General features: G+C 59.8%; 23 protein-coding genes and 1 pseudogene. 17 read left to right on the top strand and 7 right to left on the bottom strand.

The genetic code is table 11. The features are described 5' to 3' along the window. Positions 1-477: 477 nt before the first annotated feature. A pseudogene (locus AC1Z1G_RS13415) lies at positions 478-701 on the top strand (hypothetical protein); the annotation flags it as partial. 35 nt (positions 702-736) lie between these two features. Here the strand turns inward: AC1Z1G_RS13415 and AC1Z1G_RS13410 are convergent. The 3 genes from AC1Z1G_RS13410 to AC1Z1G_RS13400 all read right to left on the bottom strand — a co-directional run bounded on the left by AC1Z1G_RS13410 (position 737) and on the right by AC1Z1G_RS13400 (position 4,377). Continuing rightward, the gene (locus tag AC1Z1G_RS13410) at positions 737-1,756 is read right to left on the bottom strand and encodes an AbrB family transcriptional regulator (protein WP_483627643.1); all 1,020 of its coding nucleotides are present in this window, start codon (positions 1,754-1,756) and stop codon (positions 737-739) included. A 167-nt stretch (positions 1,757-1,923) separates the two neighbouring features. Beyond that, positions 1,924-3,141, bottom strand: coding sequence for an MFS transporter (locus AC1Z1G_RS13405; protein WP_483627641.1), 1,218 nt, complete (start codon positions 3,139-3,141; stop codon positions 1,924-1,926). Between the two features lie 54 nt (positions 3,142-3,195). Continuing rightward, positions 3,196-4,377, bottom strand: a complete 1,182-nt coding sequence (locus AC1Z1G_RS13400) for an MFS transporter (protein WP_483627640.1) — start codon at positions 4,375-4,377, stop codon at positions 3,196-3,198. A gap of 95 nt (positions 4,378-4,472) precedes the next feature. Here AC1Z1G_RS13400 and AC1Z1G_RS13395 point away from each other — a divergent pair, with 95 nt between their 5' ends. Beyond that, positions 4,473-5,378, top strand: a complete 906-nt coding sequence (locus AC1Z1G_RS13395) for a LysR family transcriptional regulator (protein WP_483627638.1) — start codon at positions 4,473-4,475, stop codon at positions 5,376-5,378. A gap of 172 nt (positions 5,379-5,550) precedes the next feature. Further along, the gene (locus AC1Z1G_RS13390) at positions 5,551-6,300 is read left to right on the top strand and encodes a hypothetical protein (protein ID WP_483627636.1); all 750 of its coding nucleotides are present in this window, start codon (positions 5,551-5,553) and stop codon (positions 6,298-6,300) included. Positions 6,301-6,410: 110 nt separating this feature from the next. On the opposite strand, the gene AC1Z1G_RS13385 is transcribed toward AC1Z1G_RS13390, so the two are convergent. After that, positions 6,411-7,616, bottom strand: coding sequence for an MFS transporter (locus tag AC1Z1G_RS13385; RefSeq protein ID WP_483627635.1), 1,206 nt, complete (start codon positions 7,614-7,616; stop codon positions 6,411-6,413). A 155-nt stretch (positions 7,617-7,771) separates the two neighbouring features. Between AC1Z1G_RS13385 and AC1Z1G_RS13380 the strand changes: the two genes are divergently transcribed. Continuing rightward, entirely contained in the window at positions 7,772-8,713 is a 942-nt protein-coding gene (locus tag AC1Z1G_RS13380; RefSeq protein WP_483627634.1) for a LysR family transcriptional regulator, read from the top strand. Between the two features lie 297 nt (positions 8,714-9,010). On the opposite strand, the gene mqo is transcribed toward AC1Z1G_RS13380, so the two are convergent. Then, positions 9,011-10,657 (bottom strand): malate dehydrogenase (quinone), encoded by a 1,647-nt coding sequence (mqo, locus tag AC1Z1G_RS13375; protein WP_483627632.1) that lies wholly within the window; start codon positions 10,655-10,657, stop codon positions 9,011-9,013. A 690-nt stretch (positions 10,658-11,347) separates the two neighbouring features. On the opposite strand from mqo, the gene AC1Z1G_RS13370 reads away from it, so the two are divergent. After that, on the top strand, positions 11,348-11,539 hold the full coding sequence (locus AC1Z1G_RS13370) for a hypothetical protein (protein ID WP_483627630.1): 192 nt from the start codon (positions 11,348-11,350) through the stop codon (positions 11,537-11,539). Between the two features lie 60 nt (positions 11,540-11,599). Here the strand turns inward: AC1Z1G_RS13370 and AC1Z1G_RS13365 are convergent, their stop codons facing one another. Then, positions 11,600-11,953, bottom strand: a complete 354-nt coding sequence (locus tag AC1Z1G_RS13365) for a DUF1428 domain-containing protein (RefSeq protein WP_483627628.1) — start codon at positions 11,951-11,953, stop codon at positions 11,600-11,602. A 113-nt stretch (positions 11,954-12,066) separates the two neighbouring features. Then, complete coding sequence (locus AC1Z1G_RS13360) at positions 12,067-12,501, bottom strand: DUF2231 domain-containing protein (RefSeq protein ID WP_483627626.1); 435 nt, start codon at positions 12,499-12,501, stop codon at positions 12,067-12,069. Positions 12,502-12,637: 136 nt separating this feature from the next. Here AC1Z1G_RS13360 and AC1Z1G_RS13355 point away from each other — a divergent pair, with 136 nt between their 5' ends. The 12 genes from AC1Z1G_RS13355 (at position 12,638) to AC1Z1G_RS13300 (ending at position 24,122) form a co-directional block, all read left to right on the top strand. Next, positions 12,638-13,765 carry an ATP-binding protein gene (locus tag AC1Z1G_RS13355; RefSeq protein WP_483627624.1) on the top strand — a complete coding sequence of 376 codons (1,128 nt, stop codon included), beginning with the start codon at positions 12,638-12,640 and terminating at the stop codon, positions 13,763-13,765. After that, a complete protein-coding gene (locus AC1Z1G_RS13350) occupies positions 13,755-14,378 on the top strand; it encodes a response regulator transcription factor (RefSeq protein WP_483627622.1) in 624 nt (207 codons plus the stop codon). Before AC1Z1G_RS13355 ends, AC1Z1G_RS13350 begins: the two co-directional genes overlap by 11 nt. A 187-nt stretch (positions 14,379-14,565) precedes the next feature. Next, a complete protein-coding gene (locus AC1Z1G_RS13345) occupies positions 14,566-15,633 on the top strand; it encodes an NADH-quinone oxidoreductase subunit B family protein (RefSeq protein WP_483627621.1) in 1,068 nt (355 codons plus the stop codon). A gap of 32 nt (positions 15,634-15,665) precedes the next feature. Next, positions 15,666-17,513 (top strand): nickel-dependent hydrogenase large subunit, encoded by a 1,848-nt coding sequence (locus tag AC1Z1G_RS13340; protein ID WP_483627619.1) that lies wholly within the window; start codon positions 15,666-15,668, stop codon positions 17,511-17,513. Continuing rightward, entirely contained in the window at positions 17,510-18,079 is a 570-nt protein-coding gene (locus AC1Z1G_RS13335; RefSeq protein ID WP_483627617.1) for a hypothetical protein, read from the top strand. The genes AC1Z1G_RS13340 and AC1Z1G_RS13335 overlap by 4 nt, the downstream gene beginning before the upstream one ends. Positions 18,080-18,138: 59 nt before the next feature. Next, the gene (locus AC1Z1G_RS13330) at positions 18,139-18,783 is read left to right on the top strand and encodes a DUF5947 family protein (RefSeq protein ID WP_483627615.1); all 645 of its coding nucleotides are present in this window, start codon (positions 18,139-18,141) and stop codon (positions 18,781-18,783) included. Further along, positions 18,776-19,426 carry a DUF6084 family protein gene (locus AC1Z1G_RS13325; protein ID WP_483627613.1) on the top strand — a complete coding sequence of 217 codons (651 nt, stop codon included), beginning with the start codon at positions 18,776-18,778 and terminating at the stop codon, positions 19,424-19,426. Before AC1Z1G_RS13330 ends, AC1Z1G_RS13325 begins: the two co-directional genes overlap by 8 nt. Next, on the top strand, positions 19,423-20,796 hold the full coding sequence (locus tag AC1Z1G_RS13320; protein WP_483627611.1) for a hypothetical protein: 1,374 nt from the start codon (positions 19,423-19,425) through the stop codon (positions 20,794-20,796). Before AC1Z1G_RS13325 ends, AC1Z1G_RS13320 begins: the two co-directional genes overlap by 4 nt. Next, on the top strand, positions 20,793-21,275 hold the full coding sequence (locus tag AC1Z1G_RS13315; protein WP_483627609.1) for a hydrogenase maturation protease: 483 nt from the start codon (positions 20,793-20,795) through the stop codon (positions 21,273-21,275). Before AC1Z1G_RS13320 ends, AC1Z1G_RS13315 begins: the two co-directional genes overlap by 4 nt. 34 nt (positions 21,276-21,309) lie before the next feature. Continuing rightward, the gene (locus tag AC1Z1G_RS13310; protein ID WP_437128155.1) at positions 21,310-21,417 is read left to right on the top strand and encodes a DUF6893 family small protein; all 108 of its coding nucleotides are present in this window, start codon (positions 21,310-21,312) and stop codon (positions 21,415-21,417) included. 27 nt (positions 21,418-21,444) lie between these two features. After that, on the top strand, positions 21,445-23,856 hold the full coding sequence (gene hypF / locus AC1Z1G_RS13305; protein WP_483627607.1) for a carbamoyltransferase HypF: 2,412 nt from the start codon (positions 21,445-21,447) through the stop codon (positions 23,854-23,856). After that, positions 23,847-24,122 (top strand): HypC/HybG/HupF family hydrogenase formation chaperone, encoded by a 276-nt coding sequence (locus AC1Z1G_RS13300; RefSeq protein WP_483627605.1) that lies wholly within the window; start codon positions 23,847-23,849, stop codon positions 24,120-24,122. The genes hypF and AC1Z1G_RS13300 overlap by 10 nt, the downstream gene beginning before the upstream one ends. Positions 24,123-24,132: the final 10 nt, after the last annotated feature.

Genomic DNA, 24,132 nt, shown 5'->3' with positions numbered 1-24,132 from the left:
CCCGCACTCACAGCCTTCCTTATCATTCTTGCGATGAAAGAAAGACTGCTGTAGCGGTTGTTTTTAGAGAGAGCCTGTAGTGTTTGTGTATGCGCTCACGAAAGGTACACTTTCCTTCCGACTTTCTTATAAGCTTTCAAGTGAACTTGGCTTATCCCGATTATAAATTCCAATCAGGCTGGTGTTTTGGCAACGACACTAAAGTAAGTAACGCACTTGCACCCAGCATCAAAAAGCGTAAAGGCGATAACTATTTTGAAATGCTCACCGTTTGATCCCGCACATCACTGCATATGCACATAAGTTATCAGCCTTATGACGTATCTTTATATCGATAACTTCTAATGACAGGGATAGCCAAATGCTATTGACGTAATCAAGGAGTCTCCGAACAAATTCTCAGATATGCTGAAATGCGCGCCCACCACCGGGTCCGAGCCTCGTATGAGCCTGCTTTGCCGTGGTCTCCAACGTACAACCCAGCAGGTTATGCCAAGGCGCGGCGTCGTGGTGCTGGCCCGGTATTTCAGCAAAAGTGGGAGACGGGTGCAGTTCGAACTGTTCGATGCACAGCATAAGAGCATCCCGTTCGGCACAGCGTTTGAAGATTCGGCAGGAAAGTAATTGGTGATCTCTGACCCCGGCGGCAAAATCCTGCTCTCGTCGAAGAGGCCCCTGCCACTCTCTTGATTACATGGCAACCTGGGTTGCTATCGTATCTTTCGAGAGTTTGTGATCAGACATTCTCGCGCCAACGCCGGGCCTGAACGATCAAGGCTGGCGCAAAGTGCAACACGACCATCCGCACCAGATGATGGGACAGGATGAACACTACGTTCAGCCCGCCACTGAACGCGACGATAGCAATCGTCTCGATCGCGCCAGGCATGTATGCCATCCACAACGACAAGGGATCGTGGCCGAGGACGCGTCCGGCCACCCCGGCAAACGCTGCGGCAACCAGCAACATCAGTGATACGGACATCAGCCCGGCCCGTCCATGGCGAACAAGCTCGGAGAGGGAAATGTCCTTGAATTTCGAACCGATCAGCATGCCGAGGATGACTGCGGCGCCATCGACACTCCACTGCGGCATGTGGAACGCCTGGAGATAGCCCATCTTGATGTAAACACCGGTGGCAACGATGGCGGTGAGCATGAACGGCGCTGGAACGCCAATAGCCAACAGCAAGCGACCGAGAAAAATGCACAAGACAATCAGCGACAGCAGTGTCAGCGAGGTGCCCATGGTCAGTGGACTGCTCTGGACAAGCGCAACATCGGCAGGCCCGGGAATGCAAAAGCTGACCAGTAAAGTGATCGATAGCAGTCGGACCAGGTGCACGACAATCACCTTGCTGGACGCTCGCTCGGATTCCAGCAAATCGAACACCGCTGCAAGAGCACCCGGGTAGACCGCCAACAGGGAGTCTTTCTGGTTCCAACCCGTGACTCTGAACAGCCATGCACCAGCCACGGCAATCTGGGCTGACAGGCACAGTAGCAGGAAGCCCAGGCTGGGTAACAACGTGACCACTGTCTGGTTGTCCCACGACTCGAACATCAGGCCTGTTGCGATCCCCAATACAATTTGCACGTAACCAAGGCCAAAGCGCAGCGTGGGAGAAAAACGCACGTTACTGACAATCATCGCGGTCGCGAGTATCGAGCCAAGCAACAGGCCGTGAGGGATGCCGGCATACTGCAGCGCAGCGCCGACGCCGGTGGCGATCAGCAAACACAATAAGGTTTTCATGGTTTCGAAGGGATCTTCCTTGATTCTGGTAGTTGCCCAATGCTTCGATTTGGCTCGCACACGTTTTTCCACCTCACGGCATGAAGCGTCACGGTGGGTGTATGGATATTCGCGCCTGGTCAGCTCCAAGGCAGAAACACTCCCTTCGCCGTCCTTGAGGTCCTTCTTCAATGAGCATTTCGGTCCAGCCCCCTCTGCACACACCAGGACAAAGGTAACGTCAGCAACAGGATCGCCGCCAGCGACATCACTGCCAGAGGGATGCCTGTCGCATCCCCCATGCGACCAAACACGACCGGCGCCAGTGCCCCACTACCGATGGTGCCTGTATAGAACAGTGCGAAAGCATGCTCGCGTTTCTGCGCACTCGTTAAATCCGGTACAACGCCATACAGCACTGACGATGTCCCGTTTAACACCAGCCCCAACAGCGGCAACATCACCATCATGCCGGCCAGCGGCAAATCCACGCTCAGAACGATCAGCAACGCCGTCGTGGACTCGGTCAACCACACTGTTTTCATCATGCCGATGCGCGCGCCCAGATAGCCGCACAACAACTTGCCGAATGCACCGCCCACAAACAACAGCGCCAATGCCAGGCCGATGCCCGCCGGGCTGGCACCTTTGCTCGTCAACAAGAATGGCAAGAAGGTGAGAAACCCCATCCGTGTCGCACTGTCCAGCACGCCGGTCAGGAGTAGCGCACGCAGGCCACTGACAGAGCTGCTTCCAGTTGACACCCTGAGGGATTTCTCCAGCCTGGAGGCAGGCGCTTTAGGTGTTGGAATCAACCACCACAGCAAACCCGCTGCGACCAGGCCAAGCAAGCCCATCAGTGTGATGCTGGTGCGCCAACTGACGACTGTCAGCAACGCGCCGACCAATGCCGGTATCAGCATCTTGCCGAGGTCGCCGGCAAAGTTGTACTGCGACAACGCCTCCTTGACCCCTCCTCCCGCTTCAAAGGTATCGCTGACCATCGATGACGCCAGCGGGTGTTGGGTGCTCGCGCCCAAACCACCCAACATCAGCGCCAACAACAGCACCGACAACCCGCTGGCCTGACCGGCAAACAGATAGGCCACACCGGCCAGCCCCGTTCCGCCGACCAGCATGCGCGCTCGTCCCCAACGTTTGGCAGCGCGACTCGCCAACAGCTGGAAGCCGGCCATCATCCCGGAATAGGCGCCTCGCAACAGCCCGACCTGTGCGTAGCTCATGCCAAACTGCACCTGCCAGATCGGCAGCAACACATAGATGAGGTCAGTCAAACCATCATGCACCGCGTGCGCGCCGCAAGCGGCTACCAGAGATCGACGACGCAATGAGGCATCGGCCAGTGGAGCGGTGTGCAAAGAGGTTTCATTGTTCAGATCGGTCATCGTATTGGGCGCTGCAGTGGGTTGTTGAAGGAAGGATCGAGCGTATGCACCGGCTCAGCCAACCTCGCAAACCGGTGCTTGAGGCTTGAGCGGCTTCCAGCCGGTCAGGGCAATCAGTAACGACAACAGTTGAAAACCGATGACCAGCACCACACAACCCAGCCAGCCCCAATGGCTCCATATCATCGCCGGGACAATCGCACCGAAGCTGCCGCCCAGGTAATAGCACGCCAGGTACAGCCCCACGGCGCCGGCCTTATTGTGCCGGGTGGTGGCTGTGATAAAGGCGTTGGCGGCTGCCTGTGCGAGAAACACGCCGGTCGAACTCAACCCCAGTCCCAGAATGATCAGCCACAGCGAGGGCATCAGGGTCAGGAGCGAACCGCTGATCCCCAACAGCGCAGCGCCCATCAACAATTCGGACTGAGGGCGCAATTGACTCAAGCGCCCTGCGATGGGAATCACCACCAGCGCCAGCAGGAACACCGCGTAAATCGCCCCCAACGCCGCTGTTCCCAGTTCGAAAGGTGCCTGACTGAGATACAGCCCTGCGTAGGTGAAGGTGGCCACTTGCGAAAACAACACGCAAAAACCGACGCCGTAGGCCGCCAGCAAAGGCTTACGGCTCAGTTCGCAAGTGCCCGGCAGCGGGCTCGGCTTAACCAGGGCAATCGGTTGCGGATTGGCCGGCAACAGCCAGTGGACAGCCAGGCCGATCAGCAGACTCATGCCGGCCAGCAGTAAAAAGCCCTCGCGCCAGCCCGCATATTCAGTCATGACACCGGTCACGAAGCGCCCGGCAAAGCCGCCCAGCACAGTCCCGGCGACATAGAGGCTGGTGACTTCTGTGACAGCCCCTCCACGGAAGCGATCACCGATGTAGGCGACGCTGGTAGCAAACACCACCGGAATCAACATACCCTCGGCAAAGCGCCAAACCAGCAGCTCGGCGAAACTGCCAGCATGAGCCAACAGCAAGGCCGGTACGGCCAGCAACAGCGCACTGCCAGCAATCACCGAGCGCTGCTCGAAGCGACTGGTGAGACGACTGACAAAAGGCGCGGTGATCGCTACCGTCAGCGTGGTCACGGTGATACTCCATCCGGCCTGCCGGACGCTCACCTGAAAATCTGCGGCAAGCACTTGAAGAACGCTTTGAGTGGCATACAGATTGAGAAAAGCCGCGCAACCGCAAAGAAACAGCGCAACGCGAGCCGATTGCAGACGCGATTCCATAAGCGCTCTCGTGTTATGACCCCAAGCCTTTATAAAATGCGCTGAGGGTTGAACACCAATACCGAATTCGGACCGATCAATACCCAAGGACCAGGATGCTTGATCTACGCAGGTTACGTTACTTTTTGACAGTCGCCGAAGAGCTGCACTTTGGTCGTGCAGCGCTACGCCTGCACCTCGCCCAACCGCCCCTGACCCGACAGATTTCGGCACTGGAGGCCGAGCTGGGTTTTCGCCTCTTCGACCGCACCAGCCGTTCAGTGTCGCTCACGCCTCAGGGGCGCCAGTTCCTGCCCTACGCCCGCGCGGCCCTTGAGCAGGTCGACCTTGCAGAGGTTATCGCGGACAAATTGGCAACGGGTTTGGCTGGCCAAATGACGTTGGGTTACGCCAGTTCGATTGCCCTGTCGGATATGTTCAGTCAGGCCATTCAGGCTTTTGCCCAACGCTTTCCAGAGGTCCAACTGACGCTGGTAGAAGGCCCCTCAGGTAGCCAGTGGGCGCAGATTGTCGATGGCCGCCTCGATATCGGCATGAGCCGAATGAAGCTGCCTCACGGGCAGACCGAGGTTCAGTCGCTGTCGCTGGACGAAGAACCTTTGGTGGCCGCCCTCTCCTGCGCCCATCCACTGGCCGGCCAGAGCGAAGTAACCCTGGCGCAGCTCAGCGCGTACCCACTGATCCTGTTTCCGACCGAATACGGCTCGGGGCTCAACGAGACCATCGAGCAGCTGTTCAAACGCAACGGCCTGGACCTTCAACGCGGCCCGGTCGGGCGGCAGATCACCTCGATTATCGCCCTTGTGGCCGCCAATCAGGGCGTTGCCCTGGTGCCCCACTGTGCCCAGGCCCTGGCGAAAAACGGTGTGATCTACCGACCACTGACCAATGCCGACGCCTGCGCTCCCCTGTGGGTACTCACGCGAGCACAAGGACGTAGTGTGCTGGTTGAGGCGTTTTTAGGGGTAATCGATGAGGTTGTGCGGGGCCTACGGTCATAAGCCGTCACTCGACAGCAATGATGGCAGGATAGTAGCATTCAGCCCTGCTCACAGGCCTGGCGTGCCACTGGGCGCCCACTCAGGGCAACCGCTCAAGATGACCAGGCAGCTCTAAATACACGCGAACGCCCCCTGGAATACACAAACACTTCCTACTCACGGACGAACAGCAATGAATAAAAGTGGATACCTGTGCCTGGCCTTTATGGTCGCCGTGGGCAGCCTGAGCTTCTTTCTCCAGCCCGAAGCCGCAGCCGCTTCATTCGCTCTCATTGCGCTGTTTTCCTGCACTTACTTCGTCTTTTTCCTGCTCAGGAACAACCTGCACCACGGCCTCCTGCGCAGCCTGTTGCTATCGGTGTTGATCGTGGCGATCGGCTTCATTCCGGTACTCGGCTGGATCGTGCTTATCGGGTTTGTGATCTATAACATTTCCAAAGCCCTTGACGGACTCAAGAGCCTGATCCCGGATGTACTCGCCAGTTTGCTTATCTACAGTCTGCTGTGCGCCCGATTGGTCTTCGACATTCGCGACCCGGCCGCCATCGTTGCACTCGCCAGTGCCTACCTGCTCGTCGCGATCCTCTACTGCCGCAGCCTTAACGGGCTGAGCACCCAGGTCGCTTTGTTCAAGATGAGCGTCATGTGGTTGTCGATTCCCTTCGCTGCGCTGACCGTCATGTCGATTATCTCGGCCCTGGGCAACTTGTTCCGCACCGTCGGCTCTACCTTCACTCGCACCGTCATTACGCCACAAGTGGTCTCGGGCTATACGCGGGGCGATGTACAGGTTGATAGCTACTTGCGCAACGTCACCACGAAAATAACCATTCCTGTGACGCACCTGGCGCCGGGCACGGGTACGTTCACGGCGGCCGCCGTCGGGGAAGTCGCGCAGAAAGTGAAGAAAGAAAAAGCCTAGCGTTCTTGGCCAGGGAGGCCTTGCGTTATCGGGTCAGCAACGGGGAAGCGAAAGAAAGCCCCTCTATCGCGAGGCTCGCGACCGGTAATGAGTCACACAAGGTGCGCCCCTCAATCAGCATCCTTACCCGTTGTATTGCTCAAATGGGAAGCGCCCAGCAAGTAGAATAATCCACCTGCAACAATGAAGATGGCGAGCATGTAAAAGATGTAGTGGGGAGGCTGGGTCGCCAGTACGATTCCGCAAAGAACCGGCCCCAGTGCCGCACCGAGGTTGGACAGGTTTTGCGCTCCGTAATACATGCCACGCAGGTTGTCTGGAGCGATTTTGTCGATGAACATGTACTCGGCGGGGAACACGATGATCTCGCCGACAGTGAAAATGGCCATGGAAATCACCCAGAGCAGAACAGAGGTCGACAGGGCAAAACCCGCCAGCCCCACCATGAACATGCTCAGGCCCGCCGCCAGCCACAGATTCAGGTGCCTGTGGGAAATCTTCCGGCCTATGGAGTATTGCAAGCAGATCACCATCAGCGCATTCGTTGCCACCACGGTACTGATGATCTGGTAGGTGGATTCGGGTGTGGTCGTGACCACCAGATACTGCGAGAGGTAAGCCGTAAACTGGCCAAAGACCACGGCGCTGAGCAGCCCGCCCAGGGTAAAACACACCAACCGATAATCCTGGAGTAGCCGTTTCCCCACAGCCAGGAACGGAGCGGGCTTCTGAGCCGCATTGACGGTAGCCAAGTCTCTATCGCCCCATACGAAATAAATGAAGAAGAACCCTGCGCCCAGCCCGGCAGACAACAGGAATGGCAAGCTGATATCCAGCTTGGCCATCCCAGCCCCAAGAAACGGGCCGACGGCATACCCGATATTGGTCAGCATGTATTTGATCGAGAACACTTCGCTGCGATCAGTGACGGGAAGCACGTTGCCAAATCCTGATTTGACCGCGATATCAATGACCGCATAAGCCAGGTTGATCAACACCAGGCAGCTATAGAACAGCCAAAGATCGCGCGCAAGAAACGTCCCGAGAAACCCCAGTGTGAACACACCGCTGAAGCTCAGAATTAGCTGGTAACTGGGCATCCTGTCGACCAGAAAGCCACCGTAAAGACTCAATAGCGAGCCGATGATCAATGTGCTGCCGATGACCAGACCGATATCGGCGACGCTCAAGCTGAAACTACCGGAAAGGTAGATGACCAGATAAGGCAGGGTAATTGCTCGCGCCAGCGTCAATATCAGCGACGCCGATAGCAGCATATTTACCGTTGCCGGATAGTTTCTTAGCGTGGTCAGCATCCTTGCCTCATCGTTCAGCAGGTGATTTTTATGGAATTCGCTAGTCGCACATCGTTGATTAATGCGCTGGACCCAAGCTTACTGGGGAATAGCATTCTGATTTATGATGTTTTTTATCAAATCCGAGGAACTTAATTCATGAATGTTGAGCGTCTATGTTTTCCTCCGAACGATTAAAAGGCATTGATGTATTTGTCTGCGTCGCGGACTCCGGCAGTTTCAAGGCTGCTGCCGAGCGGATGAATCTGACGGGGTCGGCAATCAGCAAAGGCATTGCCCGACTGGAGAGCAGGCTGCAGGTACGCTTGTTTCATCGTACGACAAGACGCTTGTCACTGACGGATGCGGGGATTGCGTTCTATCGCACGTGCACAGGCGTGCTGGCCGACCTCGAAGAGGCTGAGCTGTCGCTGCATGCCGAAAACACCGAGCCTCGTGGCAGAATCCGAATTGACCTTCCAGGTGCCTTCGGCCGCTCGCAGGCACTTGCGGTCATTCTGCGGTTTGTCCAGGACCACGCGCTGTTGCTACCGCACATTTCGTTTTCCGACCGTTTCATCGACCCTATCGAGGAAGGTGTCGATATCGCCGTGCGCATCGGGGGGCCGGACGTCTGGCCCGCCGCTTTGGGTCATCGCTACCTGGGCAGTGAGTGGCATGTCTTCTGTGCATCGCCCGCGTATTTGGGCAAGCATGGCACGCCTATGACCGATCGCGATCTGGAGCATCACCAGTGCATCACCTACGGCTGGGTGGACGGAACGGTCAGCCCTTGGAATTTTTCAGGAAACCACCCAGGCGAAACTGAACGCCGGATAGTACCCGCAAGGTTCGTGGTGGGAGATGGCGAAGGTTTGGTGATTGCGGTGTTGGCCGGATGCGGTATCGCGCAGTTACCTTCATGGTTGATCAAGCGCCAACTTGAAGAAGGGACCTTGGTTGAAGTGCTCCCCCATTTGGCAACCGATGGTCTGGCAATCAATCTGGTTTGGGTAAAAAGCCGTCAGGCGCTTCCCAAGGTCAGTGCGCTATTGGAGGTACTTGCAGCCAGTTTGACACCCTCTGGTGGCAAACCGAGTAGCCCCATGAACTCGTAATGTTTTAGGTGAGCTGCTTGGGGTGTAGCCGCTTGAAGCCGAGTCACCAATGACTGCCTTGGGAAAAACGCATCATGGTTTGTTTTCGGCGTGCCTGAGCGATCTGCTGTCGTCAGTCAGGAATTTACGCAGGAGCGTGTTTTTACCTGGCCTCGGTCATCGTCGAGCCGTTGATGCTCGATCTGCCGGTGGGTACTGGAGGGAGTAGAGTCACGATTGCTGGCCGCCGCACGCATGCGGCGGTCAACACTGTCGCCCGCCCCAACGCTGTTGGGGCAAGCTTCATTTTGCAGAGCCTTACAGCGCCATATCGGCGGCTGGGTTACTCTCGTGCGGTTTTGCTGGCGCTTGAGCCGGGGCTTGCGCAGGGGTTGCCTGGTTAATCACAGGCGGCGGATCAAGTTGCAGAACCTTGCTGGTGTACGCCCACTCCTGGTAAACACGCTCAGGACTGTCGTTGAGCTTGGTGCCGTAGCTTGGAACGATCTGACGCAGTTTTTCCTGCCAGGCCGGGGTCGCTACCTTGTCCTTGAAGACCTTCTCAAGCACGCTCAGCATGATCGGTGCTGCGGTGGATGCGCCAGGCGATGCACCCAGCAGGCCGGCAATGCTGCCGTCCTGGGAAGCAACGATCTCGGTGCCGAGTTTCAGGACGCCGCCCTTCTCTTCGTCACGCTTGATGATCTGTACGCGCTGGCCAGCCTGCCACAGACGCCAGTCTTCAGCCTTGGCGTTCGGGAAGTATTCCTTCAGGGCATTCATACGGTCTTCATCCGACAGCATCAGCTGACCGGCGAGGTATTCAACCAGTGGGTACTGCTCGATGCCCACCTTGGTCATAGGCCAGAAGTTGTGCGTGGTGGTGCTGGTCAACAGATCGAAGTAAGAGCCTTCTTTCAGGAACTTCGTGGAGAAGGTCGCGAATGGGCCAAACAGAATAACGCGCTTGCCGTCGAGTACACGGGTGTCCAGGTGCGGAACCGACATCGGCGGTGCGCCAACAGACGCCTTGCCATAGGCCTTGGCCAGATGCTGCTCGGCAATCGTTGGGTTCTCGGTCACCAGGAACGAGCCGCCAACCGGGAAGCCTGCGTATTCCTGAGCTTCAGGAATGCCCGACTTTTGCAGCAGGTGCAGTGCACCGCCGCCCGCGCCGATGAACACGAACTTGGCGTCGGTCTGGGTTTCAGTACCGTCTTTCAGGTTCTTGTAGGACACACGCCAGGTGCCATCTTCATTGCGCGTGATGTCTTCCACTTCGCTCGAAAGCTTCAGGGAGAAGTTCGGCTTGGTTTGCAGGTAGCCGGCGAACTGGCGGGTGATTTCGCCGAAGTTCACGTCCGTACCGATCGGCGACCAGGTGGCGGCGATCTTTTGGTTCGGATCACGGCCTTCCATCATCAATGGAACCCATTTCTTGATCTGTACCGGGTCTTCCGAGTACTGCATGCCTGCGAACAACGGGCTCGCTTGCAGCGCTTCGTAGCGCTTCTTCAAGAACTTGATGTTGTCATCGCCCCACACGAAGCTCATGTGCGGTGTGGAGTTGATGAAGGAATGAGGGTTCTTCAGGACATCGTTCTTGACCTGCCAGGCCCAGAATTGACGCGAGATCTGGAAAGCCTCGTTGATTTCGATGGCCTTGGGGATCTCGACCTTGCCATTTTTGTCTTCTGGCGTGTAGTTCAACTCCGCCAGAGCAGAGTGACCGGTACCGGCGTTGTTCCAGCCGTTCGAGCTTTCCTCGGCAACGCCGTCAAGACGCTCGACCATTTCCATCGACAGGCCAGGTTCAAGCTCATTGAGCCAGACACCCAGGGTCGAACTCATGATGCCCCCACCGATGAGCAGGACATCCACTTTCTTCGTCTCAGCTGCATGCAAGGGCATGAGTACCATCGACATGGCCAGGCCCAGTAGCCCTGTGTTCACTTTTTTCAACATACCGTTATACCTAGGATAGAACGCCATCCCCCCGCCATGCTTGATCATGAGGTGCCCTGGCTCACTGCATGCAATGGCGCATGCCGTCGAACCCCGATCTCAGAAAGACTGACGGGTGGATATATAAGACCGATAGACACTATCGACCTCACGTTTAGGCCCCTCCTGCGCTGACTTCTTGTTAGTCATTGGCTTCAGCTACTCGGGTGACACTAATTTTATGTGTACAGCTACGCACGCCAGCCATGAGCAGGTTCGGCCTGTTCACGCACATGACGCCCGCCAATCTCATCGCGTGTCCTTCGATGCCCTGACTCCACGGATAGGCACAATCGCAAGCGTTCGGGAGCCCTTCAGGTCAACCACCGACCCCATGATCCCGAGGGCGGTGAGCATCCATGCCGCGACATTCTACCTCAGGTCCCCGGATCGACGAAGACGCATCTTGTTCGCATCCTCAGTAATCTCAGCGTACCTGACAGGCATAGTGGCCATAATGCCATCAGCCAGGGTGCGGGTGACCAAAAAAAACGCAACTATTGAGGGCGGGATCACGCCCAGGGCACGGGGCGCCGCCAGCCTCACTGAAGAGCTTATGAGCCCCAGAGACTGTCTGCCCCCTATTCCCGTCCTGGCGCCCTCTCCCATCCCCGATATAGTTGAAGTGACCAAAAGCACCGCGAGGGATGTATGCGCCAGATTGTCAGCAAGGAGCCATGGTGGGCTGCGCCGCCGAAACCCGGTCAGGATGAGTCAGAGCTGGAATGGGGATGGCTGGTCACGTACAGCGAAGGCGAGCCGCGCTTTGAATTTGTCAAAGAGCGGCCTTCGGATGCCCAGATCCGTAATCGCAAGAGTTGCCGGATCACCCTTCAAGAATGACCGCGCGGGCCTGAATCCTGATCAGGCCCGCCAGGCACTTACTAGATAACGCGCCGCGCCTCACACGTTCACGATCGTCTCGAACCCGCCGAAGATCATCCGTTGACCATCGAAAGGCATGGCGTTGCCCTCGGATTGCACCCTCGGGTCGGACATGAACTTGCCCATGCCCACGTCACGCGTTTGGCGGTCGGGCCAGATGATCCATGAAAAGATCACGGTTTCGTCTTCCTTGAGTTTCACGGCCAGCGGGAACGACGTCACCTTGCCTTCGGGCACATCGTCGCCCCAGCATTCGGTGATGCTCAGCGCGCCGTTTTCCTTGAAAATGGCCGCCATGAACTCGGCGTGTCGTTTGAACTGTTCGCGGTTGGCGGTGGGAACAGCAGCCACAAAGCCATCGACATAAGACATGGTTACTCTCCTGCTTGAGTTGTTTCAGTGGTGACGGGGGATTACCGGTTAGTCGACCTGCACGGCCTCAATTCGACAGGCCTCCAGGGTGAACCGACCAACGGTCCGGCTCGTCATGACCGGTACCCGCCGTAGGTTATTTTGGTGCCGAAAAACGCGCCTTGAAGTAATAAGCCGCACGCCAATGCGTCAATCAGCAAACACACCAGCATCAAGCCCGGCCCCGTATCGGCCAGGCTGGCGACCAGCCATTTGACCGTCATCACGCACCAGACCAGTGTCGTGCGCACCCCATGCCGGGCGGCGAGCCTGACGTCATTGCTGCCGGTTTCGGACAAGTGGATGTATTCCATCAGCCCGGTAATCAGCGCAAACACACCGGCCACTGCGCCGATGGCCGTAGCCGTCAGCGCCAGTTCCCACCAGAGGGAGGCCGGACGCCACAGCGCCAACCCGTCAAGCACCGGGACGCAGAGCCACAGCACCAGCGGAACATGCACCAGCATCGGGTGCAGAGGCAGGCCCAGGAAGTGCCGTGACCAGCGCATGGTGTCGCCCTCTATCAAAACAAGGCTCTTAGCAGGCTAGCTGAGCCACCGGCCATGCGCGTCTACACTGCAATAGGCAACTGAACGGCGACGGACTCCGCATCCAGAATCCTCCGACGCACCGGCCGACCCAGACATGCAGAACACACCGCCACCTCGGACCTTTGATTACCAGGACTTGTTCGAGCACGCGCCCATCGGCTACGTGTTGCTCGATGCCTCGGGCTGCATCTGCAAGATCAACCACACCGGCGCAGCGTTACTGGGCTGGGATGCCGCGTGGCTGACGGGGGAATCGTTTGCCCGTTGGGTGGTCAGCGCCGACAAGCATCAGTTTCATGCGCACTTGACCAAACTGGGCAGTGTCGGGAGTTGCGTCAGTCAAAAGCTGCGGGTCAAGAACCGTCACGGCCGGGTGGCAACGCTCTGGCTCAAAAGTGACAGCGACCCCACCACCTCGGCGCACACCCAGTGTTTTCGCACGGTCATGGTGGACGTCTCGGGTGAGCAGGAGTTCGCCCAAAAAATGCGCAGGATGCAATCGCAGCTCTCGCGGCTCGCCCGCCTGAACACCGCCGGCGAGTTGGCCTCAAGCCTTGCACACGAACTGAATCAACCGCTGGGCACCGTGGTGCTCAGTTGTGAAGCGGCATTGCGCTTGTTACAGCCCGACTCTGCGCCCACACCCGAGTTTATCGAGGCGGTGACTCAGGCCCGGGAAGCCGCAGAGTTCGCCAGTGATGTGGTTAGCCACCTGCGCGCTTTTTTGCAGGACGACGGCGAAATGTGCACCGAGTGCGAGTTCTTCGCCTTGCTCCAGGAAGTCTCGATGCTGATCGAGGTGGATGCCCGGGATAACGATATCGAATTACACCTGGATATCGAACCGGACATGCCCTATGTACGGGTCGACGCGGTGCAGATCGGTCAGGTATTGGTCAATCTGGCGCGTAACAGCATCGAAGCCATGCGCGAAAATGGCGGCGGCCGTAACCGGTTGCTGATCAAGGCCTGCGAACAACCCTCGGGGCAGATTCAGGTCAGCGTGGTGGACACCGGACCGGGCCTGGACCCCAAGCAGATCGAGCGCATGTTCAACCCGTTCTACACCACCAAGAGCCGAGGCATGGGCCTGGGGTTGTCCATCAGCCGCACCATTATCGAAACCCACGGCGGCAAACTGTGGGCCGATGCCCGTTCGACCCACGGGGCAACGGTGCATTTCACCCTGCCGACCCTGCAAGGTAATGGCCATGACGACTGACCAGGTCATCCATGTGGTGGACGATGACCGGCTGTTCCTCGCCGCGCTCGAACGCACGCTCAAAGCCAGCGGCCTGGGCGTGCGCACCTACACATGCGCGAACACCTTTCTCGACAGTTTTGACCCGCAGCAGCCCGGTTGCCTGATCACGGACCTGCGAATGCCAGGCACCACCGGGCTGGAACTGCAACAAAAACTCAAAACGTTGCACGCTCGCCTGCCCATCATCTTCATCAGCGGTCACGCCAACGCCCGCACCGCCGTCGCCGCGCTCAAATGCGGCGCGGTGGACTTTCTGGAAAAACCGTTCAGCGAAAAAGAACTGATGGCCAGCGTGCAGCTTGCCCTGAAGAAAGACCTCGACGACCGTCGACTGGCCCGGGAGCAGGCGTTGGTGCAGCAACGCTTTCGCAACCTGTCCCCTCGCGAGCAACAGGTTTTTGCGCTGGTGGTGTCGGACCTGCCCAACAAACGCATCGCCCGGGACCTGATGATCAGCCCGCGTACCGTCGAACACCATCGTGAGCACCTGATGCTCAAGATGCAGGCCCGCTCCACCGCCGAGCTCATTACCATGGCGGTGCTGTGCGGTATCCACCAACTGCATTTATGAACCGCGCCACCCTCCTCCTGACTCCTGATACCGGCCTGGGTAGTCACCCCTAGGTAGTCGCACGCTTGGTCACACCCTGATCGTTGGGATACAACCCTACAGGTGTAGCCCGGTCTGGTGGCGTCCCTGTCTGACACCGCGACCGACCCTGCAAGGCATGGACACATGCGATCAGGAGGCAAAGACCATGGCCGAGACGAACGCCGTTCCCTACGGACGCAAGACCCAACGCAAACCCGACCTCAAGGAAGTTCACATCATCTGGATCAATGACGGCATGAGCTGTGACGGCGACTCGATCTCGATCACCGCCGCGACCCTGCCAAGCATCGAAGATGTGGTGCTGGGCGCGATTCCGGGTTTACCGAAGGTCCACTTGCATAACCCCGACCTGTGTTACGAGGTCGGTGAAGAGTTGATGCAGTACTGGCACCAGGCTGCACGCGGCGAGATTGATTTCGTGCTGGTAATGGAAGGTTCCATTCCCAACGAAAACCTCAGCGGTGAAGGGTACTGGGCCTACATGGGCAACGATCCGCAAACCGGTGAACCGATCACCATCCCCGAATGGCTGGACCGCTTGAGTCCCAAGGCGCTGGCCGTGGTGGCCTGCGGCACCTGCGCCACTTATGGCGGGATCCACGCGATGCAGGGCAATGTCACGGGCTGCATGGGCGTCAACGACTACCTGGGCTGGAACTGGAAATCCAAGGCCGGCCTGCCAGTGGTGAACGTGCCGGGTTGCCCGGTGCAACCGGACAACTTCATGGAAACCCTGCTCTACCTGCTGCGTCAGCTGGCCGGCGTCGCGCCGATGATTTCACTGGACGATGCCGGTCGCCCGACGTGGCTGTTCGGCAAAACGGTACACGAAGGTTGCGACCGTGCGGGTTACTACGAACAGGCCAGTTTCGCCACCGAATATGGCCAGCCGCAGTGCCTGGTCAAACTCGGCTGCTGGGGCCCGGTGGTTCAGTGCAACGTGCCCAAGCGCGGCTGGATGGACGGCATCGGCGGTTGCCCGAATGTCGGGGGTATCTGCATCGGCTGCACCATGCCCGGCTTCCCCGACAAGTTCATGCCGTTCATGGATGAGCCACCCGGCGCGGTGTTCTCCTCCAACCTTGTCCGGCCATACGGCAAGTTGGTCAAGTGGTTGCGCGGGTTCACCAACGACACCCTGAACAAAGAACCGAAATGGCGTCATAACCGGCCGGAATTGACCACCAGTCCGCCTCCCGAAATTCGTCGCTAGAGCCACCCGAACCGAGCCAGGAGGAACATTCCATGGCGATCACCGAACACGACGTTGTCACGCAACCCGGGGACGCGACCGACAAGAAACCGGCAAAACTGGTCGCGATGAACTGGGACCCGATCACCCGGATCGTGGGCAGCCTGGGCATCTACACCAAAATCGACTTCGAAAATCGTGAAGTCGCCGAGTGCCACAGCACCTCGTCGATCTTTCGCGGGTACTCGGTGTTCATGAAAGGCAAGGACCCACGCGACGCGCACTTCATCACCAGCCGCATTTGCGGCATCTGCGGCGATAACCACTGCGTGTGCTCGGTCTATGCGCAAAACATGGCCTATGGCATCCGCCCGCCCGCCATTGCCGAATGGATCATCAATCTGGGTGAAGCGGCCGAGTACATGTTTGACCACAACATTTTTCAGGACAACCTGTTGATGGTCGACTTCTGCGCAAAAATGGTCCAGGAGACCAACCCCGGCGTCTGGCAGCAGGCACAACAAACCCCGGCCCCGAATGCCGACAAGCACGGCTACAAGACCATCGCCGACATCATGACCGCCCTCAATCCGTTCGAAGGCGAGTTCTACCGTGAAACCCTGATGGTTTCGCGCTACACCCGCGAAATGATCTGCCTGATGGAGGGCCGTCACGTTCACCCATCCACCATCTACCCCGGTGGCGTTGGCACCGTGCCCACCGTTCAACTGTTCACCGACTACCTGACTCGCCTGATGAAGTACTGCGAGTTCATGAAGCGCTGCCTGCCATTGCATGACGACATCTTCGACTTCTTCTACGAAGCCCTGCCCGGTTATGAGGAAGTCGGGCGGCGGCGGATTCTGCTCGGGTGCTGGGGGGCGTTCAACAACCCGGTGCATTGCGATTACCAGTACCACCACATGACGGAATGGGGCCGGGCGATGTTCGTCACCCCAGGGGTGGTGGTCGACGGCGTGTTGGTGACCACCGACCTGGTGGAAATCAACCTGCAAATGCGCATCCTCCTGGGCAGCTCCTACTACGAGAGCTGGGAAAAACGCGAAAAACTGGTGGAGAAAGACCCGTTGGGCAACGTGGTGGACATCAATCACCCCTGGAACCAGACCACCGTACCGCGCCCACAAAAACGCGACTTCGACGACAAATACTCCTGGGTCATGTCCCCGCGCTGGCTGGACAAACGCACCGGCGAACATCTGGCGCTGGACACCGGCGGCGGCGCGTTGGCACGGCTCTGGGCCACGGCATTGGCCGGGTTGGTCGACATCGGTTACATCAAGGCGACCGGTACGAGCGTCAAAATGTACCTGCCGCAAACCGCGCTCAAACCCGAAGTCGAGTTTGAATGGCACATACCGAAGTGGAGCAATGCCATCGAGCGCGACCGCGCGCGGACCTACTTCCAGGTCTACGCCGCGTGCTGCGCCCTGCATTTTGTCGAAAAAGCGCTGGCCGAATTGCAGGCTGGCCATACCAAAACCTGGACCGAGTTCACCGTGCCCAACGAGGCCATCGGCTGTGGTTTCCACGAAGCGGTTCGCGGGGTGTTGTCCCATCACCTGGTGATCAAGAACGGCAAGATCGCCAACTATCACCCCTACCCGCCAACACCCTGGAACGCCAGCCCTCGCGACGTCTATGGCACACCCGGGCCTTACGAGGACGCGGTGCAGAACACGCCGATCTTCGAAGAGAACGGCCCGGACACCTTCAAGGGCATCGACATCATGCGGGCGGTGCGCAGCTTCGACCCCTGCCTGCCGTGTGGCGTGCACATGTACCTGGGCAACGGCAAAACCCTCAAGGTGGTTCACGCCCCCAGCAACGGTGGGCTCGGCCAGCCGCTGGAGACTGACGAAGAAGGTTCGACATCGTGAGCGGGTCCCGTCAGCAGGAAATGGATGAGCAAGTCGCGCGCCTGCAAGAGCTGCTGGGTGCGCTGGATGAACTGGCGGATGACACCGCGAAAAGCGCGGCCCAGGAACTGCTGCGGGTGGTCATTCGCCTGCACAGCCTGGGGCTCACGGACCTGCTGGACATCATCAAGGACACCGGTTCCCAGCCTGCCGACACGTTGCTGCCACGCTTTATCGCCAATCCCCGGGTGCGTGGGTTGTTGCTGTTGCACGACCTGCATCCGGAAGATTTGGCCACCCGCGCCCGCAAAGCCGTCGAACGTTTGCGGCCGCACCTGGGGGTTAAAAACGTGCGCGCCGATTTTGTCGCGGTTGAAGGCACGGTGGTGCGCATCCGTGTCAGCGCCAGCGACCCGAATGGCGTACTGCCGACCCACGAAGTATTGCGTCGGGAAATTGAAGACGTGATGCAGGAAATGGTCCCTGATGCCGACGAGTTGCTGATCGACGGCCTGAACACCCTGACCGCGCAGGCCGGTTTTGTGCCGCTGGTGTGGGTGTCCCAACCGGTTGTGGCTGACAAGTAACGGGCTTGCGGGGTTGCCCGCCATCAGAGGCGTCACGAGCGCCCAGTGAGGATCGATCCATGACAGACGCCACCCTCAAACAACCGGAAGACTGGGTGGCCGCGCTCAAGGATTTTCTGGGTATCGAGCGCCAACCGGTCGAACACTGCGAGCTGTGCTACGCCGAAATCGGGCATGCACACGATCACCTGATCGAACCCGACACCCGCCGTTTGCTCTGCGCCTGCCAGGCTTGCGCCCTGCTGTTCGACAGCCCTGAAGCCCGCCGTTACCGGCGCGTGCCGCACGGCGTGACGCGTTTGAATGCGTTCCACTTAAGCGACGCACAATGGGACGACTTGCTGATCCCGATCAACCTGGCCTTTTTCGTCCACAGCTCGCCGCAATCACGGGTGCTGGCCCTGTACCCCGGCCCGGCCGGCGCAACCGAGTCGAAACTGGCGCTGCAACACTGGGCTGACCTTGCGGCTGCCAACCCGGTGCTCCATGAGTTGCAACCGGATGTCGAAGCGCTGCTGGTGAACCGCATGGGCGACGCGCGCGAGTACTACCGCATTCCCATCGACCGTTGTTATGAACTGGTCGGGCTGATCCGCAGCCACTGGCATGGACTGTCCGGTGGTCAGGAGTCGCATGCCGTGCAGTCGCGCTTCTTTGAACAACTGCGGGCCGAGACCCATGCGGGAGACCACCCCGATGCCTGAACTGAATTTCACGGTGCTGGGTGCCACGCCCGATCCATACGCTGGCGCCCCGACCCTGAACCTGGCACTCGGCATCCGCCAGCGCGGCCGCCCCGTGCCGATCCAGAGCGTTGCGTTGCAGTGCCAGATCCGCATCGAAACCACCCGGCGCCATTACGCCCCTGCCGAACAGGCACGCCTGAGCGATTTGTTCGGTGAGCCTTCGCGCTGGAGCCAGACCTTGCGCAGCCTGCTCTGGACCCATGCCACAGTCGTCGTGCCAGGGTTTTCAGGGGATTACACCGAAGTGAGCCTGCCGGTCCCGTGCAGCTTCGACTTCAACCTGGCCGCGACCAAGTATTTCCATGGCCTGGAACAGGGCATGGTGCCGCTGGTGTTGCTGTATTCCGGCAGTGTGTTCTACCGCGATGACGACGGTGCGCTGGCGATGGACCTGATCTCGTGGAACGAAGAGGCCCGTTACGCCCTGCCCGTTCAGGTCTGGAAAGACATGATGGACCTCTACTACCCCAACCAGAGCTGGTTGTGCGTGAACCGCCAGGTGTTCGACGCGCTGTACGAGTACAAGCGCCGGCACGGTCATCCGGGGTTCGATGAGGCCTTGCTCGGTTTGCTGGCCGACCTCAAGAGGGCCGCCTCATGAACATGACGCACGTGCAACCGGTGGTCGATGCCGTCCTGTACGAGGGCTACATCCTGTATCCCTACCGTTCCACCAGCGCGAAAAACCGTCAGCGCTGGACCTTCGGCGGGATTTATCCAAAGGTCTACTTCGACGCCACCGAAGGCGCCGAACCCTGGCAGATGCAGACGCAATGCCTGATCGAAGGTAACCCCGCGACACAGCTGGAAGTGCGCGTGCGTTTCCTGCACCCGCTGGCCCGTGAAGTCGGGGAGTTGAAAACACCGCTGCCGGCCTGGCCCGAAGACCTGGAAGGCCTGAGTACCGCGCACTTTACCCCTGTGCCCTCGCTGACCCTCGGCGACCGGCAGTTTCATGGCTGGCAGGAGGCCGTCGAGCGTGACGTGTGGGTGGTGGACTGTCCGTTAAGCGAATTGCTGGACGGCCAGCGCCAAGTACCCTTTACCTTCGACGCTCGCCACGAACTGGAGCCGCTGAGCAATGACGGCGCGATCCGTGGCGTGCTGCTGCGCGATCAATGCGCGATAGAGGGCCGGGTCGAACTGACGCTGGAGCTCGTGACCGAGCAGGTCTACCGACTGACCGTGCGCATCGAGAATCACACGGCCATGGACCCCTTGAGCGTGACGGACCGTGAACAGGCCAGCCTCTATTCGTTCGCGTCCACCCACACCTTGCTCGCGGTGGAACAGGGCGACTTCATCAGCCTGATGGACCCGCCCGAGTCGCTCAAGGACCTGGCCGCCCGTTGCGAGAATCTGGGCACCTACCCGGTGTTGGTCGGCTCGCCGGGGGCGCGGGACATCCTGCTGTCCTCGCCGATCATTCTCTACGACTACCCACAAGTGGCGCCCGAAAGTACCGGGGAATTCTTCGACTCGACGGAAATCGACGAAATCCTCAGCCTGCGGATTCTGGCCATGACCGACGGCGAAAAGCGCGAAATGGCCGCCCTCGACCCACGCACGGCGGCGTTGCTGAGCCGCACCGAAGCGCTGGACAGTGACAGTTTCATGCGCCTGCACGGCGTATTGCGTGACCCGCACGATCACCTGGCGCAACAACCGCCGTTGACCAGTCCGCGCCTGGTGTACGACCGCAACGGCGGCACGGCGCTGCGGGTCGGTGACCGGGTGCGCCTGCAACCCAGGATCGGTGGCGACACCCTGGACCTGGTGCTGGCCGGCAAGACTGCGGTTATCGAAGCCATCGAACGTGATTTCGAAGACCGGGTGCATGTGGCCGTGACCATCGACGACGACCCCGGCCGCGAATGGGGCCTGCAACGGATGCCCGGGCACCGCTTCTTCTTCTCGCCCGAGGAGATTCAGTCGCTGGAATCGCCCTTAACAGGAGGAACCGGGGCATGAACATTCTGGTCGCCGGGATCGGCAATATCTTCATGGGCGATGACGGCTTTGGCTGTGAGGTCGCCCGCCAACTGAGCCGCCTCAACTTGCCGGTGGGTGTGAGCGTGGTGGATTTCGGCATCCGTGGCCTGGACCTGGGCTATGCACTGATAGACGGCTTTGACGCGGTCATTCTGGTCGACACCGTGGACCGGGGCGAAGCGCCGGGCACGGTGTATGTGATCGAGCCCGAGCTGCCGGGCCCGAGTGATTGCGACCAGGGCGAAGCCTTGCTCTCGCCCCACGGCATGGACCCGGCCAGCGTCCTGCGGTTTATCGCAACGCTGGGGCCGCAGCGCCCGCGCGTATTGATGGTCTGCTGTCAGCCGGCGTACCTGGGCGGCGACCATGGCTACATGGGCTTGAGCGATGCGGTGACGCGCGCCACCGAGCAGGCCGTCAGCGAAGTACTCGGCCTGCTGAAGGAATTCCAGGTGTAAGAACGAGGAGCCTGAACGCTCCGGGAGGATCGACATGAGTGGCTGGACGATTTTTTTGTTTGTGGTGCTGGCGGTGATTGGCGCGACGCTGATGGCGAATCTGCACGACATCAAGCGCTACCTGAAAATCCGCAAAATGTGACCGCCATTGCAGGATCGGGAGGTTTCCATGACCAGGACTACAGAACGGCTTGGCCAGGTTTCGCATGATGCGCCGGGTGGTTCAGGGTCCGGTGAAACGATCCGGGTCCGTGGGCTGGTCCAGGGCGTCGGGTTCCGGCCCACCGTCTGGCGGCTGGCCCGTGATAGCGGGCTGAGCGGTGATGTCTGCAATGATGCCGAGGGCGTGCTGATCCACCTCTGGGGTGAACCCTCGGCGCGGGAGCAGTTTGTGCAGCGTCTGTACGCGCAAGCACCGCCGCTGTCGCGGATCGACGCACTGGAGCGCAGCCCGCTGAGCGGTGAACCTTCGGTCAATGACTTTCTCATCCTCAAAAGCACTGGCGGTCAGGTGCATACCGCGATTGTCGCCGACGCCGCAACCTGCTCCGCGTGCCTGAGCGAGGTGTTTGACCCCGACAACCGCCGCTACCGTTACGCCTTTACCAACTGCACCCATTGCGGGCCGCGCATGTCGATTGTCCGCGCCATTCCCTATGACCGCGCCAATACCAGCATGGGCGCGTTCGTCCAGTGCCCGGCCTGCCTCGCCGAGTATCAGGCCCCTTGCGACCGGCGCTTTCATGCGCAGCCCAACGCTTGCCCCGTGTGCGGGCCACACCTATGGCTGGAAGCTACCCCAGGTTCGGCAGTCGACTGCAGCGGTGATCCCATCGAGGCAACCCGGCGACTCCTCAACAATGGGCACATCGTCGCGATCAAAGGGATTGGCGGCATGCACCTGGCCTGCGCAGCGTCCAGTTCCCAGGCGCTGGCCCGGCTGCGCCAGCGCAAGCATCGCGCACACAAACCCTTTGCCCTGATGGTCCGCGATCTTCAGATGATCCGCCGCTTCTGCACGCTGAACCCGGCGCAGATCACCCTGCTGCAAAGCTCGGCCGCGCCGATTGTCCTGTTGCCTTGCGATGGGCCTGAGTCGCTGCCCAACGGCGTTGCGCCGGGGCAATGTTGCTACGGCTTCATGCTGCCCTACTCGCCACTGCATCACCTGTTGATGGCCGGGCTGGAAGACCCCATCGTGCTCACCAGCGGCAACCGCAGCGACGAGCCGCAGTGCACCGGCAACGACGACGCACGCAAACGCCTGGGCGATATCGCGGATGCACTGTTGTTGCACGACCGGGACATCGTCAACCGACTCGACGACTCGGTCGTCCGGCTGGTGGCCGACAGCCCCGCCCTCCTGCGACGTGCCCGAGGTTACGCGCCGACGCCCCTTCGTCTGCCGACGGGGTTTCGTCAGTCGCCAGCGGTGTTGGCCCTGGGCGGCGAGCTGAAGAACAGCTTTTGCCTGATCAAGGACGGCCAGGCGATCCTGTCCCAGCATATCGGCAACCTGGCCAACGCACGGGCCAACAAGGCTTACCGGCAGACACTGGCGCTGTACCTGCAACTGTTTGAACACCGCCCCCGCGTGCTGGCGATTGACCGGCACCCCGAATACCTGTCGAGCAAACTCGGCCATGACTGGGCCGAGGCCCAAGGGCTGCAACTGATCGAGGTTCAGCATCACCACGCACATATCGCCGCGTGCCTGGCGGACAACAACGTCGATCTGGACGCCCCGCCCGTGCTGGGCCTTGCCCTGGACGGCAGCGGTTACGGCGATGACGGCAGCCTGTGGGGCGGTGAGTTCTTGTTCGCCGACTACCGTGGCTACCAGCGACTCGCCAGTTTCGCGAGCGTCGCCATGCCCGGCGGTGAACTGGCAATTGAACACCCCTGGCGCATGGCCTACGCCCACCTGCGCCGCACTGCGGACTGGCCAATGCTGATGGGCGATTTCGCTGATCTGCAGTACTTGCGCACGCTGGCGGACAAACCGCTGGCGACGCTGGACGGCATGCTGGCAACGGGGTTCAACAGCCCGCTGAGCAGTTCCTGCGGGCGGTTGTTTGACGCGGTGTCTGCGGTGATGGGGCTGTGCCAAACGATCAGCTACGAAGGGCAAGCCGCTATCGAGCTGGAAGCCGCCGTTGATCCATCGGCGCTGGTCGACGCTGAGGGTTACCCCTTTGTAATCGACCCCGACCAGGGGCTGCCACGGCTGGAACCCCGACCCATGTGGGCAGCCCTGCTGAACGACTTGCGTACCGGTGTTTCGCCCGGGGTCATTGCCGCACGTTTCCACGTCGGCCTGGTGCAAGCGCTGGTGCGGATGGTCGAACACCTGACTGAACAGCACGGCGATCGCTGGTCCGGGCGTATCGCCCTGTCGGGTGGCGTATTTCAGAACGCGCTGCTCAGTGGCGCATTGATTCGCAGCCTTGAGTCCCGTGGCTTTCAGGTGCTGCGCCACGGGCGGGTGCCGGCCAATGACGGCGGGCTGAGCCTGGGTCAGGCGGCGGTCGCCGCCGCGCAAAGCCGCGCTGCACCAGAGGACCGGCCGCCATGTGTGTAGGCATTCCAGGGCAAATCGTCGCCATCGTCGATGCGGCGACCGACACCGCCACAGTGGAAATCGGCGGCATCCGCCGGGCAATCAATATCTCGTGCGTGGTCGGTGACGGCCGCGCCCACGCCGATTGCATCGGCGATTGGGTGTTGGTGCATGTCGGCTTTGCCATGAGCCGGATCGATGAACACGAGGCCCTGAAAACCCTCGACCTGCTACAGGCGCTCGGCGAAATGGCTGAAGAAATGCGCCTGATGCAAGACTCTGGATAGGGAGGCACTG

Source organism: Pseudomonas sp. JL27(2026) (assembly GCF_056933555.1).
Note: the sequence above shows the minus strand (reverse complement) of the source record. Positions and strands in the feature narration are given on the sequence as shown.